15 protein-coding genes and 3 tRNA genes are annotated in these 18,500 nt (G+C 35.9%); 6 read left to right on the plus strand and 12 right to left on the minus strand.

Annotation, left to right across the window (positions count from 1 at the left end; translation table 11 throughout):
* Positions 1-31: 31 nt before the first annotated feature.
* From DF185_RS20265 to DF185_RS20295, 7 genes are all read right to left on the minus strand, one after another.
* Positions 32-106, minus strand: a tRNA-Pro gene (locus tag DF185_RS20265).
* Positions 107-168: 62 nt separating this feature from the next.
* Positions 169-243, minus strand: a tRNA-Pro gene (locus tag DF185_RS20270).
* Between the two features lie 9 nt (positions 244-252).
* Positions 253-341, minus strand: a tRNA-Ser gene (locus DF185_RS20275).
* Between the two features lie 197 nt (positions 342-538).
* Entirely contained in the window at positions 539-1,519 is a 981-nt protein-coding gene (gene floA / locus DF185_RS20280; protein ID WP_110363096.1) for a flotillin-like protein FloA, read from the minus strand.
* A 10-nt stretch (positions 1,520-1,529) separates the two neighbouring features.
* Positions 1,530-1,994, minus strand: coding sequence for an NfeD family protein (locus DF185_RS20285; RefSeq protein WP_110363098.1), 465 nt, complete (start codon positions 1,992-1,994; stop codon positions 1,530-1,532).
* Between the two features lie 18 nt (positions 1,995-2,012).
* Positions 2,013-2,294, minus strand: a complete 282-nt coding sequence (locus DF185_RS20290; RefSeq protein WP_110363100.1) for an ATP-dependent Clp protease adaptor ClpS — start codon at positions 2,292-2,294, stop codon at positions 2,013-2,015.
* Positions 2,295-2,306: 12 nt separating this feature from the next.
* Complete coding sequence (locus tag DF185_RS20295) at positions 2,307-4,487, minus strand: SPOR domain-containing protein (protein ID WP_165836085.1); 2,181 nt, start codon at positions 4,485-4,487, stop codon at positions 2,307-2,309.
* 353 nt (positions 4,488-4,840) lie between these two features.
* Here DF185_RS20295 and bcp point away from each other — a divergent pair, with 353 nt between their 5' ends.
* The 5 genes from bcp (at position 4,841) to dpp5 (ending at position 10,318) form a co-directional block, all read left to right on the plus strand.
* Positions 4,841-5,308, plus strand: coding sequence for a thioredoxin-dependent thiol peroxidase (bcp, locus tag DF185_RS20300; RefSeq protein WP_110363104.1), 468 nt, complete (start codon positions 4,841-4,843; stop codon positions 5,306-5,308).
* 60 nt (positions 5,309-5,368) lie between these two features.
* Positions 5,369-6,385: a recombinase RecA gene (gene recA / locus DF185_RS20305; protein WP_110363106.1), complete on the plus strand. Its 1,017-nt coding sequence runs from the start codon at positions 5,369-5,371 to the stop codon at positions 6,383-6,385.
* Positions 6,386-6,511: 126 nt separating this feature from the next.
* The gene (locus tag DF185_RS20310) at positions 6,512-7,012 is read left to right on the plus strand and encodes an RNA polymerase sigma factor (protein ID WP_110363108.1); all 501 of its coding nucleotides are present in this window, start codon (positions 6,512-6,514) and stop codon (positions 7,010-7,012) included.
* Positions 7,013-7,394: 382 nt separating this feature from the next.
* Entirely contained in the window at positions 7,395-7,811 is a 417-nt protein-coding gene (locus DF185_RS24520) for a recombinase RecA family protein (protein ID WP_243421806.1), read from the plus strand.
* A 413-nt stretch (positions 7,812-8,224) separates the two neighbouring features.
* A complete protein-coding gene (dpp5, locus tag DF185_RS20320; protein WP_110363110.1) occupies positions 8,225-10,318 on the plus strand; it encodes a dipeptidyl-peptidase Dpp5 in 2,094 nt (697 codons plus the stop codon).
* Positions 10,319-10,413: 95 nt separating this feature from the next.
* Here the strand turns inward: dpp5 and DF185_RS20325 are convergent, their stop codons facing one another.
* The gene (locus DF185_RS20325; RefSeq protein ID WP_110363112.1) at positions 10,414-11,169 is read right to left on the minus strand and encodes a DUF6261 family protein; all 756 of its coding nucleotides are present in this window, start codon (positions 11,167-11,169) and stop codon (positions 10,414-10,416) included.
* A gap of 377 nt (positions 11,170-11,546) precedes the next feature.
* Between DF185_RS20325 and DF185_RS20330 the strand changes: the two genes are divergently transcribed.
* Positions 11,547-12,449 (plus strand): DMT family transporter, encoded by a 903-nt coding sequence (locus DF185_RS20330; RefSeq protein ID WP_110363114.1) that lies wholly within the window; start codon positions 11,547-11,549, stop codon positions 12,447-12,449.
* 135 nt (positions 12,450-12,584) lie between these two features.
* On the opposite strand, the gene DF185_RS20335 is transcribed toward DF185_RS20330, so the two are convergent.
* The 4 genes from DF185_RS20335 to DF185_RS20350 all read right to left on the minus strand — a co-directional run bounded on the left by DF185_RS20335 (position 12,585) and on the right by DF185_RS20350 (position 18,473).
* Positions 12,585-13,355, minus strand: coding sequence for a YARHG domain-containing protein (locus DF185_RS20335; RefSeq protein WP_110363116.1), 771 nt, complete (start codon positions 13,353-13,355; stop codon positions 12,585-12,587).
* Between the two features lie 88 nt (positions 13,356-13,443).
* Positions 13,444-16,563, minus strand: coding sequence for an ATP-binding cassette domain-containing protein (locus DF185_RS20340; RefSeq protein WP_110363118.1), 3,120 nt, complete (start codon positions 16,561-16,563; stop codon positions 13,444-13,446).
* Between the two features lie 153 nt (positions 16,564-16,716).
* Positions 16,717-17,544, minus strand: coding sequence for a hypothetical protein (locus tag DF185_RS20345; protein WP_110363120.1), 828 nt, complete (start codon positions 17,542-17,544; stop codon positions 16,717-16,719).
* Between the two features lie 224 nt (positions 17,545-17,768).
* On the minus strand, positions 17,769-18,473 hold the full coding sequence (locus DF185_RS20350; RefSeq protein WP_207784712.1) for a LytR/AlgR family response regulator transcription factor: 705 nt from the start codon (positions 18,471-18,473) through the stop codon (positions 17,769-17,771).
* Positions 18,474-18,500: the final 27 nt, after the last annotated feature.

Genomic DNA, 18,500 nt, shown 5'->3' on the forward strand with positions numbered 1-18,500 from the left:
GAGAAGCTTTTAAACTCCTCAAATTTTTCAGTCGGGGTGGCAGGATTCGAACCTGCGACCTCCTGCTCCCAAAGCAGGCGCGATAACCGGGCTACGCTACACCCCGAAAAATCCGGTACTCTTTTCGATAAAAAAAGAGAAGCTTTTAACTCCTCTGAAAATTTTCGGTCGGGGTGGCAGGATTCGAACCTGCGACCTCCTGCTCCCAAAGCAGGCGCGATAACCGGGCTACGCTACACCCCGAAAACTTAGCGGAGAGAGGGGGATTCGAACCCCCGGTACCGATTGCTCAGTACGCCAGTTTAGCAAACTGGTGGTTTCAGCCACTCACCCACCTCTCCTGATTGCGGAAGCAAAAGTATGTAAAAATTTCTGATGTGCAAAATATTTTTTTCGCAATAATTCAAAGAATGCTCCAGCCCTGATTATAGTAAATTATAAATCAATGAGATTAGATTTTATTTTTTTTTGAAATATTTTAAAAAAAAGCCGAAAAGGAAACAATCCCTTTCGGCTTTTACTCAAAATTCATTGAATTTTATTTCTTCTTCCCTTTATCTTTAGGGTTTGCAATATTCTCTCTCATGCTAGTATCAGCTTCAATATTCTTCATGCGATAGTAATCCATGATACCAAGCTGTCCATTTCTGAAAGCTTCAGCCATGGCTCTAGGTACCTCAGCTTCCGCTTCAATTACTTTAGCGCGCATTTCCTGAGCCAATGCTTTATTTTCTTGTTCAGAAGCTACAGCCATGGCTCTACGTTCCTCAGCCTTTGCTTGTGCAATTTTCAAATCTGCTTCAGCTTGATCGGTTTGAAGAACCGCACCAATGTTTTTACCTATATCGATATCGGCGATATCAATTGATAGAATTTCAAATGCGGTACCCGCATCCAAGCCTTTTTCCAATACAACTCTTGAAATATTATCAGGATTCTCAAGAACCGATTTGTGAGTTTCAGATGAACCAATTGACGATACGATACCTTCACCAACACGCGCAAGAACAGTTTCCTCTCCAGCACCACCAACCAATTGGCGGATGTTTGCACGCACGGTAACTCTAGCTTTTGCGATAAGCTGAATACCATCTTTTGCAACTGCCGTAACCGGAGGAGTATTAATTACCTTAGGAATTACACTCATTTGAACTGCCTCATAAACATCACGACCAGCCAAATCAATAGCAGTTGCCATTTGAAATGGAAGATCGATATTGGCTTTAGAAGCCGATACTAAAGCGTGTGTAACTTGCGAGACATGACCTCCTGCCAAATAGTGAGCTTCTAATTCATTTCTATTTAATGTCAATCCTGCCTTTGTACCCTCGATTAATGCACGAACAATAACATTCGGTGGCACTTTTCTCCAACGCATAAATACCAATTGAATCAAAGATATTCTAACTCCTGATAACAGAGCTGAAAACCAAAGTGCCACAGGAATAAAGAAAAACAGGATATAAATCCCGACTCCTACAGCAGCAAATATTAGAATTATAGTTCCAATTCCTTCCATCTGTATAGTTTTATATAGGTTTTACAATTACAATTTTATCCATTACGCCAATAACTTCTACTTTGCTTTTCTCATCAATATAAGCGCCTGTAGATTTAGCTTCGACAACAGTTTTATTAATTTTTATTTTTCCCATAGGTGCCAGTCGAGATAAACAGATTCCTTGATCACCTACGTGTATTTTTTCTTCTTCTAACTTTTCTACTTTCGAATCTACCTCTGCTTTCAGCATTATTTTATTCCAGATATTAGACTTTAATGCCAGCACCAAAGATATTCCACAGAAAATAATTGTAGCCAACACCGTTAAATGTCCAATGGTGCTTCCATAGTGATCATAGGCCAAATAAATTCCTCCTCCAATCATTAACACACCACCAATTGCGGCCAAGGTAATTCCTGGAATCACCAGAAATTCTAATAACAAAAGAAGAACTCCCAATAGAATCAATAATACAATAATTAAAGCTGTCATTAATTTTTAAATCTAAAATTATACAATGGTGACCTTTAATCCTTTCTTCGCCAAACCCTCTCTCATTGGTCTAATAACACTCATTTTTCCTTTTTTCACATCGCACTTGCCTTTATAATGTGTAATATATGCACACTGTTCCGCCTGTTCAGGACCGTGTTTACAGATATCAACAAGTGCATCTACTACAAAATCGAAAGTGTGATAATCATCGTTATGCAAAAGCAAAGTGCTACGATTAATGATATCATCCAACACCTCATTTTCCTCCCCTAAATATCCTTCATCGTAATTACTCATATCGTCATTTTTTTAATGTCGAAGAATTTCCAATGCTTGCTGAATGGTAATTTTATCGCTTCCGGAATAAGCCACTGTAAATGCATCACTCAATCCAGCCTCTCTAAGTTCCATTTTCAATTTACTCACTTTGCTATAAGAATCAAAGCTTCCAACCGTACAAATTGTGTATCCTCTATAATCATTGGCATATTCAATCTTATATTTCGAAAATGCTCTAAGTTTATCCTTCACATCTTGCGGAACATCCTCTGAAAAAGCACCCACCTGAACTTTGAATACAACATCTCCACCATTCGTTTTTACTGTCTTAGGTTTTACAATTGGTTTTGGTGTTGATTTCGCAACTACTGTAGGCTGGTAATTCTGATCTGTTGTTTTTATTGCCTGCGCAAGATTTGCCTTCTTTCCATCCTTGTATGCAACTACAAATGCATTAGGGAACAACTGTCTGATTTCAGGAATAGCAGATTTAGCAGAAGCAAATGTTGGGTAATTTCCAACCATGTATTTATACAGCTTGCCATTACCTGCCAATTCTTCCTTAACCGGATTTAAACCTTCAAAAAACTTAGGCTCTCTTCTACTTGAAAATACTCCTACTTGCAAATGATAAACATATCCAGCGATCACATTCTCTGATTTTTCAGGAAGTTCCTCCGAAGTCATTACCAAATGTTCTTTTTTGTCTGTTTGTGCAACAACATCCGTTTCTATGGTTCCTACAATATGCTTGTTCAAATAGTCAGATTCGATAGATCTTGCCTGCATCATTTTTTGTTTGGCTTGATTTCCCAACTCGTGTGATTTTTCTTCCAAGTTTGAAATTTGCTTACTTAACCTATCTTTTGAAGCTTCATTAGCATCTACCAACTTTGTTCTTAAATTTTCTGTTACACTATAAAGGCTATCCGAATTGAATTTATCATTTTTCGATTGCATGAAAATATTCTTTGCCTCATTCGATTTAAACTCCGTTAAGTAATGATAGCTTAATTCTTCACTAATTTGAAAATTGAAGTATGGTAAATTGGCACTAGTGAACTTAGTCGTATATATTATTTCAGAAGAAGCCATTTCAACTACAGGCTTTTCTGGCATAACATTACCGCCTTTTTTTAGTACTGCCAATTCAGGAAGTGATTCAGCATTCATAACCACTTTTTGTTCCGGATATTCCGACATCTTAATTTTATAGATCGTCACATCTGTTTTCCCATTTTCACGACTCGAAGCAAAACAAGCAAACTCATCGTTCACATCCGTTGCAAAAAAGAAATCATTTGAAGTGGAATTGATAGGAAAACCAAGGTTCTCTGGTTCTGTCCAAGTATCGGTTATTTCATTGTATACCGATTTAAAAATATCAAATCCTCCCATACTGGTATGACCTTGAGAACAGAAATACATTGTTCTGCCATCACCTGCCATATAAGGGTAAATTTCATCTAAATCAGTATTCAAAGCAGTTAGTGCTTCCCATTCGCCCCAACCTCCATTTTTTAAACGCTTGGCGCGATATAAATCCCTACCATTTTTCTTATTTTTCCCATAGCTGGAGAAATATATGTATTGACCTTTGTTTGCCAAACAAGCCACATCTACATCACCAGTACCATCATATCTAGATTTGATACTCTTTGTTTTCTTTGACAATCGATCATCAAAACCTTCAATTTTGTAATAGCGAAAAAACTCTTGCTTATTAACTGCTTTTTTATCTCGAACATCAACCACATAATATGAATTCACCAAAGGCAAACCATTCTGACACATTACAATCAACTTATCAATGCCTGTTGATTTTTTCTTATAGTATTCCTGAAACTTTCTGTAGTAACGAATTGCTGAATTGAATTGATAGTTCATATGAAAGGCACGCCCCAAATAATATGGAACCGATGCATTAACATTCTTGGTTGAAGCTATTTTAAGATGTTTGATTGCTTCTGGAACATTTTCATTCAACTCCACCTGGCAAACTCCAAGATAATAATTGTACTCTGGATCTTGAGGATATACATTTATAAGCTCTTGATACAAAGGCATTGCACTTTTGTAATTCTCATCATCAAAAAAAGTAAAGGCTTCTTCTTCAATTTGCTGTTCGGTTTTTCCTCCGCTAAAGCTTTGGGCAAATGATATTTGGGCAATAAACAGAGTGATTAAAAGCAACGTGCTGCGTAATCTCATAGTTTTATTCATAGAATTAATTTCTTGCAAAAAGACAATCCGAAATATTAATTATTTTATCTAAAGCCTGTTTATATCCTCTTCTCTTAAACTCCCCCCATAACAAGGCTTACAATTATAAAATATTAATATAGTAAATATTTATAACAAAGATAATATATAAAGTGTAAGTACGAAATAGACAGAAAAAGATTGAATTAACAAAATATCAGAGCATAATCGTAAAAAAAAGATCCATGATTTCATCCATTTCAGACACATTTTTTTTTAACTTCATGGGTTGATAACTTTAATCGAATTAATTCGCTTGGATATTCGGATTAAGGTATATTTGTAATTCAAATTTCTGAAAAATGACACATTTAAAAGAAGGAGATAAAGCACCCGATTTCAAGGGATTAAACCAAGATGAAAAAGAATTAAGATTAGCTGATTTCAAAGGCAAAAAACTAATTCTTTACTTCTATCCTAAGGATAACACGCCTGGATGTACTGCAGAATCGTGTAATTTAAATGAAAATTACGATGCCCTTACAAATTTAGGTTTCGAGGTTATTGGAGTAAGTCCCGACAAAATTGCATCGCATCAAAAATTCATTGCAAAACACAGTTTGGCATTCAATTTAATTGCTGATACCGAAAAAGAAATTCTGGAAGCATATGGTGCCTGGGGAATGAAAAAATTATACGGAAGAGAATACATGGGAGTAATTAGAACTACTTTCGTGATTTCAGAAGATGGTGTAATCGAGAAAATCTTTAAGAAAGTAAAAACAAAAGATCACACCAATCAGATTCTTTCCGAGATGAATTTACAATAGCTTGAAGCTTGACTCTTGAGACTTGAAGCTTTAATTAGAAAAAATTATAAAACACATATTATGAGCAAAGACGTTGCAGAAATTAACAAGGAAAAGCTGAAAGCCCTTCAGCTGACCATGGAAAAAATTGACAAAACCTATGGAAAAGGTGCTATCATGAAAATGGGTGATGAAGCCGTTGAAGATATACCTGCAATTTCATCAGGATCTTTGTCGTTAAATATGGCATTGGGAGTTGGTGGATACCCTAAAGGTAGAATTATTGAAATATATGGTCCTGAATCTTCAGGTAAGACCACTTTGGCTATTCACGCAATTGCTGAAGCTCAAAAAGCTGGTGGTATTTGTGCAATCATCGATGCGGAGCATGCTTTCGATCGTTTTTATGCTGAAAAATTAGGTGTAGATACAGAAAACCTATTGATTTCGCAGCCTGATAATGGCGAGCAGGCATTAGAAATTGCTGACCAATTGATCCGTTCATCAGCTATTGACTTGGTAGTCGTTGACTCGGTTGCTGCATTGACTCCAAAAGCAGAGATTGAAGGTGAAATGGGTGATTCAAAAATGGGACTTCAGGCTCGTTTGATGTCGCAAGCATTGCGTAAGTTAACTGCAAACATCAACAAAACGAATACTACTTGTATTTTCATCAACCAGTTGCGTGAGAAGATTGGTGTAATGTTCGGTAATCCTGAAACAACAACTGGTGGTAATGCATTGAAATTCTATGCATCGGTTCGTTTGGATATTCGTAGAATTGGCCAGATTAAGGATGGCGACGAAGTAAACGGTAACCACACTCGTGTTAAGGTGATCAAAAACAAAGTTGCACCTCCATTCCGTAAGGCTGAATTCGATATCATGTACGGAGAAGGTATTTCTAAAACTGGTGAAATCATCGACTTGGGTGTTGATTACAACATCATTAAAAAGTCTGGTTCTTGGTTCTCGTATGGTGATACTAAACTAGGTCAAGGTCGTGAGGCTGTTAAAAACTTAATTAACGACAACCCGGAATTGGCTGAAGAATTGGAAAACAAGATTATTGATGCCATCAATAATCCTGCAGAATAAATTCTGATACCTATTATATATGGAAAGGCTCTCGCAATGCGGGGGCCTTTCTTTTATTATTTTTAAACCATCTGTAATTTTTTCGCATAAAAACATACTAATAGTATAAGAAACTATTACAAACATATGCCTCTCAATACAAACAACAACTTTATTGAATTAATTCAAAAGCATTCTGGTATTATACAAAAAATTGTATCTCTATATATCGATAATTATGAAGATCAAAATGACTTACAACAAGAAATAATCCTTCAAGCTTGGAAGTCTTTCTCAAAGTTTAGATTTGATTCTTCTTTTAGCACATGGTTATACAAAATAGCATTAAATACAACTTTAACCTATCACAAAAAAGAGCAAACCAGAATCAAAACTATAGACATTGATGATGCGATATTATTAGAAAAAGATTCCAATTATAATGAGGATCATGAATTATTGTACAACCTTATAAGATCACTTAACGATATCGATAAAACTATAATAACACTGCACCTTGATGGATACAAGAATAAAGAAATTGTTGAAATCATCGGAATAAATCAAAACATGGTGAACGTAAAAATATTCCGAATCAAAAAGCTAATCATTCAAAAATTTAAGGAGGTACAAAATGGATCTAAATAAAACATGGAAAGAATTAGAAACAAAGAAAATTTCTTCAAAAATTTCTAAACAATATATCGAAAATTCTATTCGAAATGAATCTATTTCAATATTCGAAACACTTCAAAAAAGGTTAACAGTGAAAAGCTGGTATTGCCTTTTGTTTTCATCCCTTATTTTTACATTGCTGATATCACTACCTTATAATAAAGCAACAATAATAATCTTATCACTTTTACTAGTACCGTTTCTAGTATTTTACATTTTCATTAAAATAAAATTGAAGATAATTAAAAATACAAGCTTAAACCATAACCTTCTCGCTACTATTCAACTTGTTCACAACATTACTAAGAATATTTTAAATCAAGAAACTGTTATATTCACCACATTAAGCCCTTTTATGATTTTAGGCTCCTTTCTTATTCCCCTATTTTTAAAAGGATATTCAGTTACAAATATTATTTCTCAACCTACTTTAATATTTACTCTCTTAATTTTAATCCCTGCAGGAAGTATTGCCTCATATAAATTCGGCAATAAATTAAATGATATTGTATTTGGTAGTTACCTAAAAAAACTAGAACACTACCTTGAATTCGACAAGAAATACGGAGAAGGTATTTCTAAAACTGGTGAAATCATCGATTTGGGTGTTGATTACAACATTATCAAGAAGTCTGGTTCTTGGTTCTCGTATGGAGATACCAAACTAGGTCAAGGTCGCGAGGCAGTTAAAAACTTAATTAACGACAACCCAGAATTGGCTGAAGAATTAGAAAACAAGATTATTGATGCCATCAACAATCCTGCAGAATAAATTCTGACACCTATTATATATGGAAAGGCTCTCACTCGAGGGCCTTTTTTTATGGACGCAAGAAGGGAGACGCAGATTTTTATGATTTGATGTTTAAAGGTATGTTTAGAATTTGAGGTTGGATACTATATTTTAACCATCGTAGTATACCTAGGCAAGTGGTAAAAGATAAAATATGATTTGTTCTATGATATGCGAACGGCCAGATCATATTTTATCATTATTCTCCAAAGCTGGCAAACCAAAATGGTAAAATAAGAATCACTTAGCTCAATTCCCTATACACATTCAAACATCAAATCATAAAAATCTGCGTCTAAGAATGAAAATCTGCGTCTAATTAATTCGTAATTGTTCATTGTTCACTACATTTACGGTGCTGAAAATTATACAAACAACAAATATCTACAATCATGACAAACAAGTACTTTTTGTTAGGATTGGCTTTTGTAACAGGATTAACTTCTTGTGAGCAAAAAGCCGAAGAATCAAAAAACGATTCATCCTACAAAACTCCTGAAACCAAATTGGCTTCAGACGTTATGACTCCGGAGGTTTTATGGTCTTTCGGACGATTGGGTGGAGAAAGTATCTCGCCTGACGAAAAAACAGTTCTTTACGGAGTAACTTACTTCAACAAAGAAGAAGACAAATCGTACCGCGATTTATACACAGTGCCAGTAGCTGGTGGTGAGGCAACTCAAATTACCAATACGGCTGCCAAAGAGTGGGGCGAGCGTTGGACCAAAGATGGAAAAATTGCTTTCCTTTCTGCAGAAAGCGGAGCTGTTCAAGTATGGGAAATGAATGCCGACGGAACTGCTCGCAAGCAGTTGACTGATGTTGAAGGTGGAATTAACGATTTCAAATTCTCACCAGATGAGTCAAAAATTGTTTACTCGAAAGAGGTTAAGCTAAGAAAAGACGTACACGACAAGCATCCTGATTTGAAAAAAACCAACGGTAGAGTAATTACCGATGAGTTTTATCGTCATTGGGATCATTGGGTAGAAACTTACACTCACCTTTTTGTTGCTGATTTTAATCGCGCAAGCATGTTAAAAGGTGGTAAAGATATTATGGAAGGTGAGCAATGGGAAGCTCCTGTGCGCCCTTGGGGTGGAATGGAACAGGTAGGTTGGACCGTTGATGGCAAAAACATTGCTTATTCTTCTCGCAAGAAATATGGCGTTGAATATTCTCTTTCAACCAATACTGATATCTACTTCTACAATGTAGAATCGGGCGAAACCAAGAACATGACCAAAGGCATGATGGGCTACGATCAGAACATTGCATTCTCGCCTGACGGAAAATACATGGCTTGGGAAAGCATGGAGCGCGATGGATACGAAGCTGATCAGATTCGTTTGTTCCTATTGGATCTTACAACCGGTGAGAAAAAATACATGACCAAAGGTTTCGATCAGAACGTGGGTCACCTTACTTGGACAAAAGACAGCAAATCGATATATTTCATCTCCGACTGGCATGCTACCGACGAAATTTACCGCATGGATATTGCTGATGGAAAGATTCACAAAATCACCGAAGGTGTTCACAATTACCAAACTGTTCATCCTGTTGGCGATAAGTTAATTGCCAAGCGTGTATCGATGAGCAAGCCTGCAGAAATCTATAATGTTGATGCCAAAACTGGCGAAGCAAAAGAGATTTCATTCGTAAACAAGCACATTTTGGATCAGTTAACCCTTGCTACTGTTGAAAAACGTTGGGTAAAAACTACTGATAACAAGCAGATGTTGGTATGGGTAATCAAACCTCCACATTTCGACGAGAACAAAAAGTATCCTGCAGTTCTTTATTGCCAGGGTGGTCCTCAAGGAACAGTTTCTCAGTTCTGGAGCTACCGTTGGAATTTCCAAATGATGTCGGCTAATGGTTATGTGATTGTTGCTCCTAACCGTAGAGGTTTACCAGGTTTTGGACAGGAATGGAACGAGCAGATTTCTGGTGATTACGGTGGACAGAACATGAAAGATTACCTATCGGCAATCGATAATGTAAAAGCTGAAAAGTATGTTGATGAAGATCGTTTGGCTTGCGTTGGTGCATCATACGGTGGATTCTCAACTTTCTGGATGGCTGGTCACCACAACAAGCGCTTTAAGGCATTCATCGCTCACGACGGAATGTTTAATTTGGAAGCTCAGTACTTAGAAACTGAAGAGATGTGGTTTGTAAACTGGGATCTTGGTGGTGCATACTGGGACAAAAAGAACAAGATTGCTCAGCGTTCATACGCTAACTCTCCTCACAAATTTGTTGACAAGTGGGATACACCAATCATGGTGATTCATGGTGAGAAAGACTACCGTATTGTTGCTTCTCAAGGGATGCAGGCATTTAATGCTGCTCGTTTAAGAGGTATTCCTGCAAAATATCTTTACTTCCCTGAAGAAAATCACTGGGTATTGGGTTGCCAAAACGGAATTTTATGGCAGCGCGAATTCGCTAGCTGGTTAGATCAATGGTTGAAAAAATAGATCTTAGATCTTGATATAATAGAATCCCTGCCAATTTTGGTGGGGATTTTTTTGTGCTCTCACTTCAAGTGAGAATCTCAAAGGCAATATTGCAATTATAGTTCTCTCGCTTCCTCTCTCCTCTTTGCCCAATCAGCTCTTCTCTTTCTTATTTTCTGGTTCATTTTTTTGAGACTTACCTGAAAAGTTCTTGCCATACGGTCGTAACTCTCAGGCTCCAATTTTTGAAAAGCAAACAAAATGGGCAGAATTTCTTCATTCAATAATTTATGAACCTTTTGAGCTTGAGCAGTGGTTTGTACTCTTTCTTTTCGTTGGGCTCGCTCTTCAGCACTCAACAAATAACTAGCATCCGACTCTTCAATCAAATCTTCTATACCAGCAAGAAACACCTCTAAACCATCCAGATTTTTTGCTTCAGATTTTAATTCACCTACACTTAAAACCTGTACCAAATTTCTCAGGCACACTACCTTTTTACTACGATTTGTTTTGTGAACATTCACACCAATGGCAACAATTAGTCTCCACACAATTTTGGCATCCCTTCTTTTATCCTCATCAGGATGATACAAATACGATTTCACCAAATGCTTTAATCCCATAAACAAACTTGCAATTTGTTTATTCAATCTATTCAAATCATTGGTATAAGTTCCTTTTCGTGGTTGTCTATATGCATTTCTAAGAATCAAAATTTGTTGTTCAAGCTCTTTTAAATGTTTATGCAATTGGTCATTTATTTTTAGATTTTCATATCTCCAAATATTAACAAACATCTGACCAAGCACAACAACTTCCTTTGCATTGGCATGAGCCAATAATTGCTGATTTTTATTCATAATATCCATAGAAAGTTACACCCATTAAAGTAGTATTTTTTTACAACTAAGTAATTAATTAACTTTTTATTTTTTAATTATATACTTTGTATTATTTATATTTTATTTTTGTTATACTTTTTTTCTGATTGTAGATTTAGTAATTTCTTTTGATTTTTATTTTTTTACATTGATAATTGCATATCTAAATGCAAAAACATAAAATAATTGCATCTAAAAATATTTTCTAACTGATATTTTAATCTGTTATTAATACTTTAAGCAGTATTTCAACAAACAATCGAACTTCCAGTAAAATATAATATGGCATTTAAAATACATTTGGCTTAATTAATCTAAGCAATCAGCTAAAAATCCCTAAGTTTGCAGAAAATTTTTAATCTCCCATGAAGAAATTCTTCCTATCAACCACAGTATTGGCCATATTTGCCTGCCTTTTATGGGCAACACCTTTTACTGCAATTAAAATTGGATTGAAGTACACTACTCCATTACAATTTGCAGGCTTGCGCTTCTTTATATCAGGATTATTGATCCTTCCTTTTATTAAAGATTTAAAGTTCAAAATACTGGAATCGAAAAGAAGATGGAAATTTGTACTGTGGGTAGCCCTTTTGCAAACTACTTTCCTTTACGGATTGTTCTACATGGGAATAAGCTACGTTCCCGGCGCATTGGGCGCCATGCTAATTGGAGCACAGCCACTTTTTGCAGCCATTATGGCTCATTTGATGCTAAGCAACGATAAAATGAGCTGGAAAAAGGTTTTTGCCATTTTGCTAGGAATGGCTGGTGTTTGCATTATCAGTTTAGGACGATCGGATTTCGTTTTTTCTACTACCATTCCTTTGGGTGTTGGTATTCTGATTCTGAATAACATCGTAGGTAGTACGGGCAATGTAATTGTATCGCGCGATGCCAAGGATATGCCTCCACGTGTATTGGCTTCCTTCTCGATGATTATTGGTGGAATCGGATTGATGTTGGCATCTATTCCAATTGAAAATCCATCGTGGAATTTTAATCTACCGGGTGAATATTGGATTTCATTAGGATGGTTGGCCATGGTATCGGCCTTTGCCATTACCATTTGGTTCGGATTGCTTCAACGCCCAAACGTAAAAGTATCAAACCTAAACACCTGGAAATTTATCATCCCTATTTTCGGCGCCTTCCTAAGTTGGATGATTTTACCTGATGAAAACCCGGATACTATTTCGATTATTGGGATGGTAATTATTGGATGTAGTTTGTTAACGGTAAACTATCTAAATCGCAAAGCGATTTAAAATTACGAATGATTAATTACGACGGGCATTTAAAGGAGCAATTTCTATATAAAATAAGACGTAGCAGTGCTACGTCTCTACAAATATTTTTATTAAACGCTGACAGGCCTTGCAGACGCTGTCAGGTTTTCGTAATTATTTTCTTTTACTTACTTCTAATATTCTCTTAATATTTATCTTCTCAATTTCAGTTAATTTATCGCTTACATCATCAAAACGAGGTTGATACCAAGCTATCTTTGAAAAATAATCTGACCATTTCTTAGATTTAAAAATATAACCATGATCAGCAAATATTTCATTTCTCATGATATCTAATTCAGATTCTTCATACTGATACAGTTCCTTCGAATTGAAAACCTTTAATGAGGGTAAAATATATTTACGTTTCTGAGTTATTCTTGATAAGATCACATCGAATCCATTCTCATCAATAAAGTAATATTTATAGGTAGAATCTGCCACTCTTTCAATTTCATAATCTACACCCTCATATACAATATTTTTCTGTACTACCTCTAATAAGTTTTTACTCTTCATCTCAAATTCACACTGATCACCTCCTGATAGATCCAACATATTGTTCCCCAAAGCGGTTCTTTCTAGCAATTCTCCCGAATTTGAGAAGGTATATATCATAACCATACTCGTATATCCTCCTTCCGGATATACTAAATCCACTAATACCGTTATATTACTTTCATCATTTAGAATCTTTACCGCATCAACACCTACCAACCTATCATTTTCCTCTTCATCACAAATCTCATAGAATAGTTCTTTGGGGATCTCCTTGAAACTACTTCTGAAACAATCAATAAACTTATTAAACTTCTCACTTTTGTAGATTTGAGATTTTGAAACAACGGCAAAACAAGTAAGAATTGCTATAAACAGATATTTCATTTTTTATTAATTGAAGTCATATGATGGAAACGCTGACAGATCTTGCCGACGCTGACAGGTTTTCGTAATTCCAAATTCGTAATTGATTCTATTTTCGTTTTTTCTCTCTGCGAACTAGCTTAATGCTCTCGAAGTAGTTCATCATCTTGCGCAACACATCGGCCCAAAGCGTAAAGAACAATAGTATTGTTCCCAACCAAACCACTGCCAAATTGAACCAATAGGTATCGATATAAAAATCTCCAATTCGCTTTACATGTGAGTAGAAATGTGAGCGACCAAATCTCGAGGTAGGCGACATGAATACAGGATCTTTCTTCTGAATCAACTCGTAGTTCACCTCAATCATCTTGTTCACTTCGTTTCTGTTCAAAACCAAATCGGCTAAAGCCTGATTGTAATAGTTCTGCTTGAACTCATACACTCCATCGCGGCCCAATGAATCAACCAAGCGAGAATACTCGAAATCTTTCTTATAGCCCGATTCACTACTCATTCCCATGTAATACAGCTCAACCTGATCTAAAAAGCTCTTGGTTTGCTCGGCTACATTCAAATTAAAATCTTTAAGATTTAACTGGTTGACTTCAGGAAATACGGCCAATCCCGCATTATCTGCCAATTGTTTAATCTCATCGCGCAGCATTTTAAAGTGAGCTTGTGTTTCAGTTGTATCCTTTTCAAACTCCACGCTTCGTTCGCAATCCAAAAGAATCGATTCCAACTTAGGAATCAGAAAAGAACTATTAAACGAAGCATCGCTGATGCCTTTTTCATGATCGAAAAAATGTTTTTCGAATTCATTATCCTTAAACTGGGTAACTGCAAGCGCCTCGTAAGTCCAACGCGTAGTCATCATATCGCCCACTATTGGCACGTACACCTTATCCGTAACACCGTAATGCAAATCATCGAACTTAATCATAGCTCCCCCCAGCAAAAGCTGCGGAACCAATATCAACGGAATCAAAATGTAAATGGTAATTACCGAATTTAATCCTGCCGAAATATTTAAACCAACCAAATTTGAGAAACAAGCCGTGGTAAACAATACCAGCCAATAGGCAAAAGTCATTCCTTCAATTTCCAAGATGAAATTCCCCAGCAGAACAAACGAGATGGACTGAATGGCCGACAACACAAACAAAAACATGATTTTGGATGTGAGATAACTAATTCGACACAAATTCAGGAACTTTTCGCGCTGCAATATTTTCTTGTCCCTGATAATTTCTTCGGCACTAACCGTGAGTCCCAAAAACATGGAAACCACAACCGCCATGAATAAGAAAACCGGGAAATTTTTGTTTTCGCCAAACACATAGGCCCCATTGGCCGTGTATTTGGTAAAGTAACCAAGAATAACCGCAAGCAATGGTGCTTCAAACAAATTGATAATCAAGTATTGCTTGTTGGTAAGCTTCGACAAAACATTTCTGATCCAGAAAATGGAGAATTGTTTCACCTTTCCAGGGATTTTAAAATCGCTTTGCGGCAACTTCTTCTCTGCCCTTAATGGCAGATGGTTTGCCTCTATATTATCCTGATATTTTTCGTACCATTTCTCCGGCGAGACCCTTCTGTCGCGCGTTGGCTTCCCTTGATCATCGATCAATTTGGTCTCTACAATTTGTAAAATCTGATCAGGATTTACATTCCCACAGGTTACACATTCACTTTCCGATGCATTCACCTGCGAATTCTGAGTCTTAAAATAAACAATGGCATCAATTGGATTACCCGTATAAATTGGGTAACCACCTTTATCCAGAATCCAAAGTTTATCGAACATTTTAAAGATATCCGATGATGGTTGGTGAATGTTAGCAATCACCAACTTCCCTTTTAAAGTCTGCTGTTTTAGCAGCTTCATCACCATTTCCGAATCGGTAGACGAAAGCCCTGAGGTAGGCTCATCCACCAAAAGAATGGCCGGTTCGCGCATCAACTCCAAACCAATATTCAGGCGTTTACGCTGCCCTCCACTAATAAATTTGTTTAACGGATTCCCTACTTTCAAATCCCTGGCTTCATACAAAGCCAAATCCTGAAGCATTTTTAAAACAGTTTTCAGAATTTGAATCTCTGTAAAGTCTTTAAAACAAAGCTTGGCGTTATAGTATAGATTCTGAAAAACAGTAAGCTCTTCAATTAATAAATCATCCTGTGGCACAAAACCAATTAAACCTTGAACGGCAAGTTTATTTTTATGGATATCGAAATCGTTAATTCTAATTTCACCATTATTAAGCGTTAGGTTTCCGTTCAAAACATTCAGCAAAGTTGATTTTCCAACACCACTACCTCCCATTATACCAATCAACTGTCCACTTTCTTCTGACAAATTAAATTTCTGGATTCCGTTATTCGAGTTTCTAAATTTAAACTCAATATCCTTAGCAGAGAAAATGATTTTCTCTTGCGCTTCTTCTTCGAGAAACTTGGCAGCAATATCGGAGTAGTAAATCGACTTGATATTTGGCCCTTTAATAATGGAACCATTCCCCAATTGGTAGGTTTTTTCGGAGATAATCTTGTTCCCTTCAAGGTAAAGGTTCAACTCTCCTTCGTATTTAAACACCAACAAGTTCACACTTTCGATGTACATTACGATAATTCGTCCATACAAATTCTCGCAGTACATGTGCTTGGTTTCGTTTTCACTTTTCTTGGCTTCCTTTTTCATGAACCAAGACAAGTTATCCGACCACTCGGTAACCTTATTATCAATAATCAGGAACTTGCTTTTGTCGAAATCGTCAACCGTATCACCCCAAACAAATGCAAGACAATTGATGAATTCAGATCGTGGAATTTTGAAATTCTCAGCCACAATACTAATAAACTCAAACTCTCCTTCGCTTACCATTTTATCTTCGTAAACGAACTCCATCAAGCGAAGCAATACAATTAATCTTTCTTCTTGTATCAATTCCGCTTTTACCTTATTGCAAACTTTAGAAGCCTCTGTCAATGATAGAATATCTGCCTGACGGGCATGAGTTATTGTTTGATATTCCATTTCACGACGATAAAATTCCGAATAATTCTCGAACAAACTCAGGTATTCATCCTGAATATCAGAATTCACGTAACGACTTAAAAAGCTTTCTACAATAATTCTTCCTTTTCCGGAAACACCTTCTTGTTTTGTATTGGCAACAATTGCAAACAGGTGCATTAGAGCATTTAGTATCGATTCCCCCATGTACAAATATGAATTATGGTTTTTTGGCAGATCTGCACTGTTTCTAAAATTACAATTTATTTCTTTACAAAAGATTGCAATTCCAGCTTAATTGACACAAAAAAACTGCCTCCCAAATTGGAAGGCAGTTCTAATATCTTTAATGGAATATGATTACTCCACAATACTGTTTCTTAATTTTGCAACGCTAGCAATAATTTCATTCAATTGTGCTTCAGTCATTTTGCCTTCCACAACTTTATCGTAGCTAGCTTTTAGACCTGTGAATTCAGAAATTAAAGCTGCAACATTAGGATCTTTCTTTTCTGGCTCAAGAACCTGTAATAATTTCTCTAAAGAAGCTTTCTGATCGAAAATTACTTTTACGATTTCAGGATTTGCATAAGTATTCTCTGAAATGTGAGTCGCAATGTACAATCCTTCAATAAAGCTACCACTTACAACCAAAAGAGATAAGTTCGCTTTTCCATTCTTATTCAAAAACTCATAAGTATCATAGAACGAGTTGGTAATCACTTTGACCAACTGATCTTTATCATCAAGATTTTTTTCTACATCATCAACCAAAGTTTTGTTGTATGCACTTGTAATCTCAAGGTTATCGATTAAAGTTTTAGATGCTTTAAGAAACAACATTGTTTCTTGCTTGCGATTGTAAGTACTTGCATAACTTAAATCAGCACCGTAAACACCAAGGTTAAGAGCTCTTGCTTTTTCAGTAAAATATTTATCAGCATTATCTGTAGAATTTGATAAACCTAGAATATAGTCAGCTCCAATACGATTCAACATAGAAGTCAATTCGAAAGTAGTTGGTAAGGGATAAACTACATCTTTAACTTCACTTTCAATAGCTTTCTTCAATAATGGTTTTACTGTTTGTTCTCCACTTTTCTTTTTATCAACTGGCTTACAGGCTACAACACTCAAAGCCAAAGCAAAAAGAATAAAGGTATAACGAGAAATAGCACGTCTGTTCATAGTCTTTTAAATTTAATATTGATCGGATTCAATTTATCAAAGCCTAAATTTAACAAATAGCAGCTAATTCCTAGCATAATTGGGCATTATATTTGACTTCTTTTTTAGTTCTTATACCTAAAAATTGCGTTCTCCCTTAATTCAATCCATTTTTTACAACAAAAAAAGAGCCGATGCTGAAAATCGGCTCTTTCACTTACTCAAACAGACTTGATTATAAAAAATTACACGGGATGAATCCTTTGGAAGAATCCCTGCTTGTAATTATTTCCTATTGGTATGGTACCTTTATCCATATGTACCATATTTCCCTCTATCGATTTTATTTTTGCCAAAGCCACGATATATGACTTGTGAATGCGATAAAATTTTGCAGATGGCAATAATCTTTCAATTCCTTTCAAAGATTGATAAGTAACCACATGTCCATCATTGGTAAAGATCTTAACGTAATCACCCAAAGCTTCAACATACTGAATAGAATCCAAGTTGATATTAATGGTTTTTTTATTTGCCTTTACAAAAATATATTCCAGCTCATCCTTGGTGGTTTCCTGAGGCTCTGCAACTGCCTTTACCTTTTCTTCTGCCTTCTGAACTGCTTGTAAAAAACGCTCAAAAGAGAATGGTTTTTTCAGATAATCCAACACATTCAACTCATAGCTTTCCAATGCATATTCGGTATATGCTGTGGTAATAATAACCATTGGTGGATTTTTATAGGACTTTAAAAAGTTAATTCCACTCAATCTTGGCATATTAATATCTAAAAAAATCAGATCCACCGATTCTTGCTGAAGAACCTCCATAGCTTCAATGGCATCGCTACACTTGCCTTTTAACTCTAGACTCGAAAGCTCTGAAACATACTTTTCCAGTACTCTCTGTGCCAATGGCTCATCATCTATAATTAAACACTTCAACTTCATGCGTTTTGTTTTTTGTCAGAGTTTTAA

Source organism: Marinifilum breve (assembly GCF_003202155.1).
Lineage (GTDB): Bacteria > Bacteroidota > Bacteroidia > Bacteroidales > Marinifilaceae > Marinifilum > Marinifilum breve.

Excerpts from the sequence above, each read along its gene's own strand:
- floA (WP_110363096.1), bottom strand. The coding sequence starts at position 1,519 with ATGGAAGGAATTGGAACTATAATTCTAATATTTGCTGCTGTAGGAGTC.
- DF185_RS20285 (WP_110363098.1), bottom strand. The coding sequence starts at position 1,994 with ATGACAGCTTTAATTATTGTATTATTGATTCTATTGGGAGTTCTTCTT.
- DF185_RS20290 (WP_110363100.1), bottom strand. The coding sequence starts at position 2,294 with ATGAGTAATTACGATGAAGGATATTTAGGGGAGGAAAATGAGGTGTTG.
- DF185_RS20295 (WP_165836085.1), bottom strand. The coding sequence starts at position 4,487 with ATGAGATTACGCAGCACGTTGCTTTTAATCACTCTGTTTATTGCCCAA.
- bcp (WP_110363104.1), top strand. The coding sequence starts at position 4,841 with ATGACACATTTAAAAGAAGGAGATAAAGCACCCGATTTCAAGGGATTA.
- recA (WP_110363106.1), top strand. The coding sequence starts at position 5,369 with ATGAGCAAAGACGTTGCAGAAATTAACAAGGAAAAGCTGAAAGCCCTT.
- DF185_RS20310 (WP_110363108.1), top strand. The coding sequence starts at position 6,512 with ATGCCTCTCAATACAAACAACAACTTTATTGAATTAATTCAAAAGCAT.
- DF185_RS24520 (WP_243421806.1), top strand. The coding sequence starts at position 7,395 with ATGATTTTAGGCTCCTTTCTTATTCCCCTATTTTTAAAAGGATATTCA.
- dpp5 (WP_110363110.1), top strand. The coding sequence starts at position 8,225 with ATGACAAACAAGTACTTTTTGTTAGGATTGGCTTTTGTAACAGGATTA.
- DF185_RS20325 (WP_110363112.1), bottom strand. The coding sequence starts at position 11,169 with ATGGATATTATGAATAAAAATCAGCAATTATTGGCTCATGCCAATGCA.
- DF185_RS20330 (WP_110363114.1), top strand. The coding sequence starts at position 11,547 with ATGAAGAAATTCTTCCTATCAACCACAGTATTGGCCATATTTGCCTGC.
- DF185_RS20335 (WP_110363116.1), bottom strand. The coding sequence starts at position 13,355 with ATGAAATATCTGTTTATAGCAATTCTTACTTGTTTTGCCGTTGTTTCA.
- DF185_RS20340 (WP_110363118.1), bottom strand. The coding sequence starts at position 16,563 with ATGGGGGAATCGATACTAAATGCTCTAATGCACCTGTTTGCAATTGTT.
- DF185_RS20345 (WP_110363120.1), bottom strand. The coding sequence starts at position 17,544 with ATGAACAGACGTGCTATTTCTCGTTATACCTTTATTCTTTTTGCTTTG.
- DF185_RS20350 (WP_207784712.1), bottom strand. The coding sequence starts at position 18,473 with ATGAAGTTGAAGTGTTTAATTATAGATGATGAGCCATTGGCACAGAGA.